Genomic DNA, 10,572 nt, shown 5'->3' with positions numbered 1-10,572 from the left:
CCTCCGGCCTCGCCCCCTGACGCCCCAGCCAGTCGATCAGCGCCTCCACCCCCGCGGCGGTATTGGGCACCGTCTTGGTCTTGAGCTTGACCCGCTCCTGCTCGCTCAGCTCCAGCGCGGTGTGCAGCTTCGCCTTCGAGACATCGATTCCGAGAGACATCATCGTCGTCCACTCCTTGATCCTGGGCCAGTCCTCATACCCACTCGCCTTGTCCATGCAGGGTTTGCCCCTTGGATACCGTTCAGTGTCGAGACTGGCATGAGAAGAGAGATCGAGGGCTGAATCTTTGCGGCAAGGTCCAGGCCTTCAGTCGCAATCGAGCTGCCTCAATCTCGCGCGGTGGGAGCTAACCACCACGGGGTGGCAAGATACAAGCCGCAAAGGACGCGAAGAAAGCGACCAGCCTCCAGCAAGCAGCCTCCAGTGTCGGTGTGCGATCGACCGCAACGCGACAAGACAACCCTGCCCCATCGCTGGCTGGAAGCCTTTTTCCATCTTCGCGCTCTTGGCGGCTTGGCCGTTCAATGAAGATAGAACCGCAAAGACTCAAAGGACGCGAAGGAAGCGGCCAGCCTCCAGCAAGCAGCCTCCAGTGTCGGTTTGCGGTCAACCGCGACGCGACGAGATACCCCAGCCCCCTCACTGGTTGCTGGCGGCTGGAAGCCTTTCTTCGTCTTCGCGCTCTTTGCGGCTTTGCGGTTCAATCCCGCTGGTCGCTGGTTAGATACACGTTTCGCGACGATTGACAACCCGCAATCGAAGGGAAGATAATTAACTGTTTTTAAAGACGGTTTCCATGTCTTCCCAGCGTGCAACCGCTCAACGCGTCCGCGTCGAGTTCCTCGCCTTGATCGCCCTGGCCTGGCCGATCCTCATCACCCAGCTCTCGCACACAGCGATGGGTTTCGTCGACACCCTGATGGCCGGTCGGGTCGGGGCGCGCGATCTCGCCGCGGTGGCGCTCGGCAACTCGGTGTGGATCCCGGTCTTCCTGCTGATGAACGGGGTGCTGATGGCCACCACCCCCAAGGTCGCCCACCTCGTCGGCGCCGGACGACTGGGCGCGACCGGGCCGCTGGTGCGCCAGGCGCTGTGGCTGGCGCTCGCGCTGGGAGCACTCGCCGCCGCGGTGCTGGCCTCGGCGCAACCTCTGCTGGAGGTGATGCGGATCGACCCCGAGCTGATCGCCCCGACCATGGGCTATCTGCAGGCGGTCGCGTTCGGCTTCCCGGCGGCGGCGCTGTTTCAGGTGCTGCGCAGCTTCTGCGACGGGCTCGGACAGCCGCGTCCCTACATGGTGCTCGGACTGCTCGGACTGCTGCTCAACATCCCGGCCAACCATGTCTTCATCCACGGTGGCTGGTTCGGGCTGCCGGCGCTCGGTGGTGTCGGCTGCGGCTGGGCCACGGCGCTGGTGATGTGGTTCATGCTCGCCGGTTTGGCGCTCTGGATCGCGCTCGCGCCGCGCTATCATCGCTACGCCCCCTTCGCCCGGATCGAGCGCCCCGACCCCGCCACCCTCGGCGCGCTGCTCGCGCTCGGTGTACCGATCGGCATCGCGGTATTCGCCGAGGCCAGCATCTTCGCCGTCATCGCCCTGCTCATCGGCGGTCTCGGACCGGTGGTGGTGGCCGGACACCAGGTCGCGCTCAACTTCTCCACCCTGATCTTCATGGTGCCCCTGTCGCTGTCGATGGCGACCACGGTACGAGTCGGTCAGGCGCTCGGACGCGGCTCGATCCGGGAGGCGCGCTTCAGCACCCGGGTCGCGCTGGGCACGGCGCTGACCCTGGCCTGCTGCTCGGCCGTGCTGATCCTGCTCGGACGTGACTGGGTCGCACGGCTCTACACCCCGGACCCGGCGGTGATCGCCGTGGCCACCCAGCTGATCGTCTATGCCGCGCTCTACCAGCTCTCCGACGCCGTCCAGGTGACCGCCGCCGGCGCCCTGCGCGGCTACCAGAACACCCGCACGCCGATGGTCATCACCCTGATCGCCTACTGGGCCATCGGCCTGCCGATCGGCTACAGCCTCGCGCTCACCGATCTGTTCGGCCCGGCACGCGGACCGGCCGGTCTGTGGCTGGGGCTGCTCGCCGGCCTGACCGCCGCGGCGGTAATGCTCGGCATCACCCTGGTCGCCACCGCACGACGACGACAGCGGTTGGTCCCGGCCCTGCAGTAACCGACAGCCGACAGCCGACAGCCGACAGGACATTGAACCGCAAAGCCGCAAAGTGCGCGAAGATGAAGAAAGGCTTTCAGTTGCCAGCCTCCAGTGAGGGGGTTGGGTTGTCTCGTCGCGTCGCGGTTGACCGTACGCCGACACTGGAGGCTGTTTGCTGGATGCTGGTCGCTTTCTTCGCGTCCTTTGCGGCTTAGCGGTTCAATCCCCCTTCTCGCCCATGCTTGTCCTGGATCACTGGTGAGTGTGATCTTTCTGGACTACGCTTAGAGATTAGCCTCTGGTGGACAGGATTCGACCAATCCGTCTCACGGGCTTGTATCTCAGTGACCTAGCGCAACTCGTCACAACTTATCCACAGGACGAACCACAGGGTCTGGGGACAAGCCGAGCGGCCGCCCCGCCCGCGCATCGAGGAGGCACCGCGCATGACCTGGAAGACGCGACACCGCTCCTTCTACTACGCCAAGGCGCCCGCACCGGAACTCCCGCCGCTCACCCCCGAGGAGACCGCGCTGCTCTGCATCGACGTGCAGAACTACGGCATGGTGCTCGCCGACGACCCCGAAGAACGCGCCCGCTGGGCCCCCTTCCAGCAACGCATGCGCGAGACCCTGATCCCCAACCTTCGCGCCCTCCAGCAACGCTTCCGCACCGCCGGGATCGACGTCATCCACGCCCGCATCGCCTGTCTGCTCGAGGACGGTCGCGATCGCTCGCTGAGCCAAAAGCTGCCGGGCTGGAACAACCTGCTGATGCCGCTCGACACCGAGGCCTCGCAGATCGTCCCCGAGCTGGCCCCGGAACCGGGCGAGATCGTCGTCACCAAGACCACCGACAGCGCCCTCACCGGGACCAACCTGCGTCTGGTGCTCAACAACATGGGCATCCGCAACGTCATCGTCACCGGCGTCTACACCGACCAGTGCGTCTCCTCGACGGTGCGCAGCCTCGCCGACGAGAGCTTCCACGTCATCCTCCTCGAGGACTGCTGCGCCGCCGGCACCGACAGCCTGCACCAGCACGAGCTGGAGATCCTCAACATGATCTACTGCCAGGTGATGCGCAGCGACGAGCTGCTCGAGGAGATGGGGCTCGGCTGAACCGCCGGCCGAAGAGATTGAACCGCAAAGCCGCAAAGGACGCGAAGGGATAAAGCGGTAAGCATCCAGTCGTCAGCTACCAGCGGGACGTCTTCTCTCGCCATCGCGGCAGTATGCACGCCACTGTCGCCAAATCATGACGTTGGCCCTCCCCACTGGAGGCTGTCAGCTGGCCGCTGGAGGCTGAAAAATGAGCGATCAGCTTTCAGCGGTCAGCCACGCTTCTCCACTGGAGGCTGTCGGCTGGCCGCTGGAGGCTGATCCAGGACGAGACGGTGCTTTCCTCAGTTACACACCATCGCCTTCTGCTCGACGGGGTCGCCGTCGTTGAAGCTGTACTTGAAGGTGCCGGGCGAGCCCCAGTTGGTCGCCACCAGCATGCCGTCCAGCCCCTCGCCGGAGAAGTCGAAGCGGATCGAGCAGGCGTCCATGGTGCACATGTAGTACCAAGGGCCGCTGATCTCGGTCTCGATCGGCGCGAAGCCCTGCACCGAGCCCCAGGTCACCTTGCCCGTGCCCATCGCCTTGTGCTCGGGCTGGGAGTCGACCACCACCTCGATGGTCAGCTCCGGCGCACCGGTCATCCCCGGCGGGATGTCGCTGCCATAGCAGGCGCGAAAGGCGTTCACCCCCTTCTCCATGTCCTCGGCGAGCGCCGCCCCCGAGGCGGTACAGACCAGGGCCATCGCCGCCACTGTGCTGAAGGTCTTCATCCCGGTTCCTCCATTGCGATCGTCGTGAGCGCCGGGACGATCCCGGACGCTGGTTGCACGGTGACAGGCCGATGGCCGTGCATCAACCCACGGGAACCGACCTGACCTGACCGGTTCTGACCAAGGCCTCAGGCCCGCATCAACGGGGTGGCGAAGGCATAGCCGACACCATGCTGGGTGAGGATGGGGCTCGGCCCAGGATGGTGGCCGGCGATCTTGCGACGGGTACGGCGCACCAGGGTCTCGAGCGCGCGCTCGGCGCTCTCGTCGCGCCGCGCATAGAGCCGGTCGAGCAGCTCACAGCGACGCACCGCGGCACCCGCCCCGGGCGAGAGCAGGTCGAGCAGCTGACACTCGCGCGGACTGAGTTCCAGGGTGCCGGCACCGGGGATCGCCAGCGCCCGCCGATGCACCAGCAGACGCCAGCCGACGAGACGCTGCGCCGCGGCACGCAGCTGGGCATGACGCCGCGCCAGGCTGGAGACGGCGACGGCCAGCTCCTGAGGGTCGACCGGCGTCTGCAGGAACAGATCGGCCCCGGCCTGATAGCAATCGACCCGGATCTCGACCCCGCTGCGCGCGCCGATGGCAACGATGGCGCTGGTGGTCTGGCGTCTGGCGTAATCGATCAACACCTGTCCCGGCTGATCCGGCAACGCGAGGTCGACGACCACCACGGCGAAGCTCTGCTCGCTGAGTTGACGATAGAAGGACAGTCCGTCGGGCGCGGTTGCGACCGTACAGCCGGCGTCCCCGAGGGCATTGGCGAGGGAGGTCCGCAGCTCGGCGTCCCCCTCGACCAGGATCACGCAAGTCGGCTCAGTCATCTCGATCCTCCCTGTGTTCGATCCGTCCCGGGTACTGATACAGCTCACGGAGACTGATTGGTGATGAGGTGATCATTCATGGGGCCAGTCCCCTGATCCTCAAGCACTATCTGACCAATGACCAGACCCCGGCGCCGGCCCCGGCGAGTGGACGCAGACGCTGTCGCGCCGTCGGCGCGCTGTCGTGACGCATCAGCTCGAAGAGATCGTGCAGCAACGCCTCGGCCTGGGCGAAATAACCGTGACCGAGCAGGTCGAGGTCGAAGTCGGGCACGGCCACCGTGTCCACCCCGGGCACCACCGTATAGGGCTCGAAATAGCCCGCACGCGGCGCGCCGTGGAGTCGGGAGGAGAGGTGCACCGCACGATCGGCGGAGGAGGCATAGAGCGTGGTGCGCTCGCTGTGACGCGGATAGAGCCTGGCGAGATCGAGGAAGAGATCGCGATCGACGTCGGGCGCGGCGAGGAACACCTGCGCGAAGCGCACCCCCGCCTCCCCGGCCTCTGCCGCGATCCGCTGCAACGCCCGCAACAGACCACGATTGCCCATGCTGTGCGCGACCAGATGCACCCGGTCGGTACCACAGTCGCGGGCGAACGCGACGAGGAAGTCGGCGATCAGTCGCTCGCTCGCCTCGATCGCCGCCTCGTCGGCGGGATAGGCCGCGAGCGTACCCTGCGAGGGCCAGCTGAAGAAGGCGGTGGCCGGCACCTTGAGGTCATAGCCGATCTGCGCGGCGCGGATCGCCGCCTCCTCGAAGCTGGTGTTGTAGCCGTGCAGATAGACCATCGCCTGGGCCTGCTCGCCGGCCTCACGCGCCGCCGCCACGGTCGCCGCGACCTCGGCGAGGCAGGCCGCGGGCGTGCGCGACTCGACGGCGCGCAGCCGCAGCCGGTCGTCGCGCAGGTCGAGACGCAGCAACCGCGTCCAGAAACCACTGCCGGTCTCGCCGAAGCGATGCGCCTCGGGGACCTGGACCAGCGCCCGACCGTAGTGGACCCGGGTGTCGCGCGCGCCACCATAGCCGCCCGCCCCGTCCGGGCGGCGGTTGGTGCCGAACCACACCGGATAGACCTCGCCGCTAGCCGGAGCGGCCGTGGTCATGGACCACGCCGGGATGCCGGCCCACTGGGGCGCCTCCCCCCTGTCGACGACGAAGTGTCTGTCATCGGTCGCAAGCGGCCATGACGACGCGCCGAGATCACCCACCAGTCGCACGATGATGGGCGACTGTCGATCGAGACCGGCCAGCAGCGCGCCGACCTGGCGTTCGGCCTCATCGAGCCACGCCGACTCGGCCATCAGCCGCTGACGGATCTCGAGCGCCAGGGCCTGCGCCCGCGCTCGATCGCCCCGACCGACGGCATCGGTCAGGGCCGCGAGCAATTCGGTGAGCGAGGGTTCGAGGGACGAGGGTTCCTGGTTCATGACGACCTCCTGATGCTGCCGATCCGCTGCGACACACCCCTGCACCAAGAAGCATAGTCGGACAGCGCCCGGCGACAGTCGTCAAGGCGTCGAGTCGCCACCCCGTGCTAGGGTCGCCCGTCCCTGCCAGCAACCGACGGAGCCGCCATGCATACCCATCTCGACTGTTATCCCTGCTTCCTGCGCCAGGCGCTGAGCGCGGCGCGGCGCGCCGGCGCCGATCAGGCGCTGCAGCACGCGATCCTGGTCGAGACCATGGCCGAGTTGCAGAGGCTGCCGCTCGACACCACACCGCCACGGATGGCCGAGACCATCCACCGTCTGGTGCGCACCCGCACCGGCGCCGTCGATCCCTATCTCGCGGCCAAGCAGGAGGCGACGCGCCGCGCCCTCGACCTCTACCCACGGCTGATCGCCGCCATCGCCGCCTCGGCCGATCCGCTGGAGACGGCGGTGCGCGGCGCGATCGCGGGCAACATCATCGACTTCGGGGTGTTCGAGCACTACGACCTCGAGGCCACCCTCGATCGGGTGCTGCGCCAGCCCTTCGCCATCGACGACCTGGCGGTGCTGCGCGCCGCGCTCGCGCGCGTCGACCGGGTGCTCTATCTCGGCGACAACGCCGGCGAGACGGTGTTCGACCGCGCCCTGATCGAGCAGCTCGACCAGCCGGTGACCTATGTCTGCAAGGGCGGCCCGGCGATCAACGACGCCACCCTGGAGGACGCGCGCGCTGCCGGGCTCGACGGCTGCGCCAGCCTCGTCGACAACGGCTCGGACGCCGTCGGCACCCTGCTCGATCGCTGCTCGGACGAATTCCGCGCACGCTTCGCCGCCGCGCCCCTGATCATCGCCAAGGGTCAGGCCAACTACGAGAGCCTGAGCGAGGTCGAGGCGCCCATCGTCTTCCTGCTCCAGGCCAAGTGCGGGGTGATCGCCGACGACATCGGGGTGCCGACCGGCGGGTTGATCGTCAAGGCCGCGCCCGGGCTCGCGCGCTAGGCGCCCCGGACGCGGCCCCGCTCAGCGCAGCCCGCGCCGGTACCAGAGGGCGTAGGCCGCCGGCAGCAACAGCAGGCTGAGCAGCGGCGCGGTGATCATGCCGCCGACCATGGGCGCGGCGATGCGGCGCATCACCTCCGAGCCGACCCCGGCGCCGAGCATGATCGGCAGCAACCCGGCGAAGATGGTCGCCACCGTCATCGCCTTGGGACGGATGCGCAGCACCGCGCCCTCGATCAGCCCGGCGTGGAGCGCCGCGCGGTCATCGAGCCGTCCCTCGGCGCGGCGACGCGCGAGCGCCGCGTCGAGATAGACCAGCATCACCACGCCGAACTCCGCCGCCACCCCGGCCAGGGCGATGAAGCCCACCGCGACCGCCACCGAGAGGTTGTAGTCGAGCAGATAGATCAGCCACAGCCCGCCGACCAGCGCCAGCGGCAGCGAGCCGAGCACCAGCAGCGCCCGCCCGAGCGAGCCGAAGGCGAGATAGAGCAGCACCAGGATGATCGCCAGGGTCAGCGGCAGCACCTGCGCCAGCCGCGCCTGGGCGCGCTCCATCGACTCGTACTGGCCCGACCAGTCGAGCGCGTAGCCCGGCGGCAGCGCCAGCGCCTCCTGCACCCGCGCCCGCGCCTCGGCGACATAGCCGCCGAGATCACGGCCGCGGATGTCGACGAAGGTCCAGCCGGTGAGCCGCGCGTTCTCGCTCTTGAGCAGCGGCGGTCCGTCGACGATCACCACCTCGGCGACCTGCCCGAGCGCGACCTGCGCCCCGCTCGGGGTGACGATCGGAAGCTCCCGCAGCGCCTCGAGATCGGCGCGCCGATCGCGCGGGAAGCGCAGATTGACCGGATAGCGCTCCAGCCCCTCGACGGTGCGGGTGACCTCGATGCCGCCGATCCCGGCGGCCACCACCTGGTTGATGTCGTCGATGTTCAGCCCGAAGCGCGCGGCGGCCAGGCGGTCGGGGCGGATCTCGACATAGCGCCCCCCGGCGACGCGCTCGGAATAGGCCGAGACCGTGCCCTCGATCCCCATCAGGATCGGCTCCAGCGCCCGTCCCAGCCGCTCGATCTCGGCCAGATCCGGCCCCGAGATCTTCACCCCGATCGGGGTCTTGATGCCGGTGGCGAGCATGTCGATGCGGGTCTTGATCGGCATCACCCAGGCGTTGGTCACGCCGGGCACCTGGACGCGTTCGTCGAGTTCGTCGATCAGCCGCGCGAGCGTCATCCCCTCGCGCCACGCCTCGCGCGGCTTGAGATGGATGAAGGTCTCGATCATGGTCAGCGGCGCCGGGTCGGTGGCGGTCTCGGCGCGCCCGACCTTGCCGAACACCCGCTCGACCTCGGGCACCGAGGCGATCAGCCGGTCGGTCTGCTGCAACAGCTCGCGCGCCTTGCCGATCGAGATCCCGGGCAGCGTGGTCGGCATGTACATCAGATCGCCCTCGTCGAGCTCGGGCATGAACTCCGAACCCAGCCCGCGATCCCAGCCGCCGATCACCGGCAACGCGCCGAGATGCGCGCGCCAGCCCTCGGCGAGCGCCTGCTGCCACTGCCCCACCCGGGCCTCGGCGCGCTCAGCGAGCGGGGTCTCGACCACCGCCGAGACGAGCTGGAAGGGCCATTTGAGCGGTGCGAGCAGCCCGCCCACCCCGCCGAGCGGGATCAGACAGCTGTAGAGCAGCACGCCGGCGGCCACCAGCGTCGAGCGCGGGCGGCGCAGCACCGCGCCGAGCACGGGCCGGTAGCCGGCGATCAGCGCGCGGTTGAGCGGATTGGCCTGCTCGCGCGGGATGCGGCCACGCACCAGATAGCCCATCAGCACCGGCACCAGGGTGACGGCGAGCCCCGCCGCGGCGGCCATCGCATAGGTCTTGGTATAGGCCAGGGGCGCGAACAGCCGTCCCTCCTGCGCCTCGAGCGCGAACACCGGCAGGAAGCTCAGGGTGATGATCAACAGCGAGAAGAACAGCGCCGGTCCGACCTCGGTGGCCGCCTCGCCGATCACCCGCCAGTGGGTGGCGCGATCGATCCCGGGGCCGGCGCGTTCGAGGTGCTTGTGGGCGTTCTCCACCATCACGATGGCGGCATCGACCATGGCGCCGATGGCGATGGCGATGCCGCCGAGCGACATGATGTTGGCGTTGATCCCCTGCGCGTTCATCACCAAGAAGGCGGCCAGCACCCCCAGCGGCAGGCTGACGATGGCCACCAGCGCCGAGCGCAGATGGACGAGAAAGAGCACGCAGACCAGGGCGACGACGACGAACTCCTCGACGAGCTTGTCGCCGAGGTTGTCGACAGCGGCGCGGATCAGCCGCGAGCGGTCGTAGGTCTCGACGATCTCCACACCCTCGGGGAGCCCGGCGGCGAGCGCATCGAGCCGCGCCTCGACGGCGGCGATGGTGGCCAGCGCGTTCTCGCCCGAGCGCATCACCACGATCCCCCCGGTGACCTCGCCCTCGCCGTCGAGATCGGCCACCGCGCGGCGCATCTGCGGCCCGATCCGCACCCGCGCCAGATCGCGCAGCAGGATCGGGGTGCCGCCCTCGGTGGCGCCCAGCGGGATGGTCTCGATATCCTCGACCCCGCGCAGATAGCCGCGGGTGCGGATCATGTACTCGGCCTCGGCCAGCTCCAGCACCGAGCCGCCGACCTCGGCATTGGCCGCGCGCAGCGCCTCGGCCACCCGCGCCAGCGGGATGCCGTAGGCACGCAGCCGATCGGGATCGACCACCACCTGGTACTGGCGCACCATGCCGCCGACCGTGGCCACCTCGGCCACCCCCGGGACCGCCTGCAGCTCGAACTTGAGGAACCAGTCCTGGAGGCTGCGCAGCTCGGCGATGTCGTGCCGTCCGCTGCGATCGACCAGGGCATAGCTGTAGATCCAGCCGACCCCGGAGGCATCCGGCCCGAGCCGGGGCTGGACGCCCTCGGGGAGGCTCGCGGCGGCCTGGTTGAGATACTCGAGCACCCGCGAGCGGGCCCAGTAGAGATCGGTGCCGTCCTCGAACAGCACATAGACATAGCTGTCGCCGAAGAAGCTGTAACCGCGCACCACCTTGGCGCCGGGGACGGCCAGCATGGTAGTGGTGAGCGGATAGGTGACCTGCTCCTCGACCACCCGCGGCGACTGGCCGGGGAAGCTGGTGCGCACGATCACCTGCACGTCTGAGAGATCGGGGATGGCATCGAGCGGGATGGTACGCAGCGCCTGCGCGCCCCAGACGGCGAGCGCCAGCGCGCCGAGCAGCACCAGCATCCGCTGGCGGATCGACCAGAGGATCACGGCCTTCATCGCGAC

7 protein-coding genes are annotated in these 10,572 nt (G+C 68.6%); 3 read left to right on the top strand and 4 right to left on the bottom strand.

Features of this window, described 5'->3' with window-relative positions; genetic code table 11:
* The first annotated feature begins 797 nt into the window (after window positions 1-797).
* The gene (locus EBL84_RS15335) at window positions 798-2,186 is read left to right on the top strand and encodes an MATE family efflux transporter (protein ID WP_123141611.1); all 1,389 of its coding nucleotides are present in this window, start codon (window positions 798-800) and stop codon (window positions 2,184-2,186) included.
* A 428-nt stretch (window positions 2,187-2,614) separates the two neighbouring features.
* On the top strand, window positions 2,615-3,289 hold the full coding sequence (locus tag EBL84_RS15330) for a cysteine hydrolase family protein (protein WP_123141610.1): 675 nt from the start codon (window positions 2,615-2,617) through the stop codon (window positions 3,287-3,289).
* 284 nt (window positions 3,290-3,573) lie between these two features.
* Here the strand turns inward: EBL84_RS15330 and EBL84_RS15325 are convergent, their stop codons facing one another.
* The 3 genes from EBL84_RS15325 to EBL84_RS15315 form a co-directional block, all read right to left on the bottom strand.
* Complete coding sequence (locus tag EBL84_RS15325) at window positions 3,574-4,002, bottom strand: DUF1842 domain-containing protein (protein WP_123141609.1); 429 nt, start codon at window positions 4,000-4,002, stop codon at window positions 3,574-3,576.
* Between the two features lie 128 nt (window positions 4,003-4,130).
* Window positions 4,131-4,829, bottom strand: a complete 699-nt coding sequence (locus tag EBL84_RS15320; protein ID WP_123141608.1) for a response regulator transcription factor — start codon at window positions 4,827-4,829, stop codon at window positions 4,131-4,133.
* 106 nt (window positions 4,830-4,935) lie between these two features.
* On the bottom strand, window positions 4,936-6,258 hold the full coding sequence (locus EBL84_RS15315; protein ID WP_123141607.1) for an alpha/beta hydrolase: 1,323 nt from the start codon (window positions 6,256-6,258) through the stop codon (window positions 4,936-4,938).
* A gap of 147 nt (window positions 6,259-6,405) precedes the next feature.
* Between EBL84_RS15315 and EBL84_RS15310 the strand changes: the two genes are divergently transcribed.
* Window positions 6,406-7,260: a DUF89 domain-containing protein gene (locus EBL84_RS15310; protein WP_123141606.1), complete on the top strand. Its 855-nt coding sequence runs from the start codon at window positions 6,406-6,408 to the stop codon at window positions 7,258-7,260.
* 21 nt (window positions 7,261-7,281) lie between these two features.
* Here the strand turns inward: EBL84_RS15310 and EBL84_RS15305 are convergent, their stop codons facing one another.
* Window positions 7,282-10,566 carry an efflux RND transporter permease subunit gene (locus EBL84_RS15305; RefSeq protein WP_123141605.1) on the bottom strand — a complete coding sequence of 1,095 codons (3,285 nt, stop codon included), beginning with the start codon at window positions 10,564-10,566 and terminating at the stop codon, window positions 7,282-7,284.
* Window positions 10,567-10,572: the final 6 nt, after the last annotated feature.

Origin of the sequence: Marichromatium sp. AB31, assembly GCF_003718685.1 — a bacterium.
GTDB lineage: Bacteria > Pseudomonadota > Gammaproteobacteria > Chromatiales > Chromatiaceae > Marichromatium > Marichromatium gracile.
This window is presented reverse-complemented; position numbering and strand designations above follow the sequence as displayed.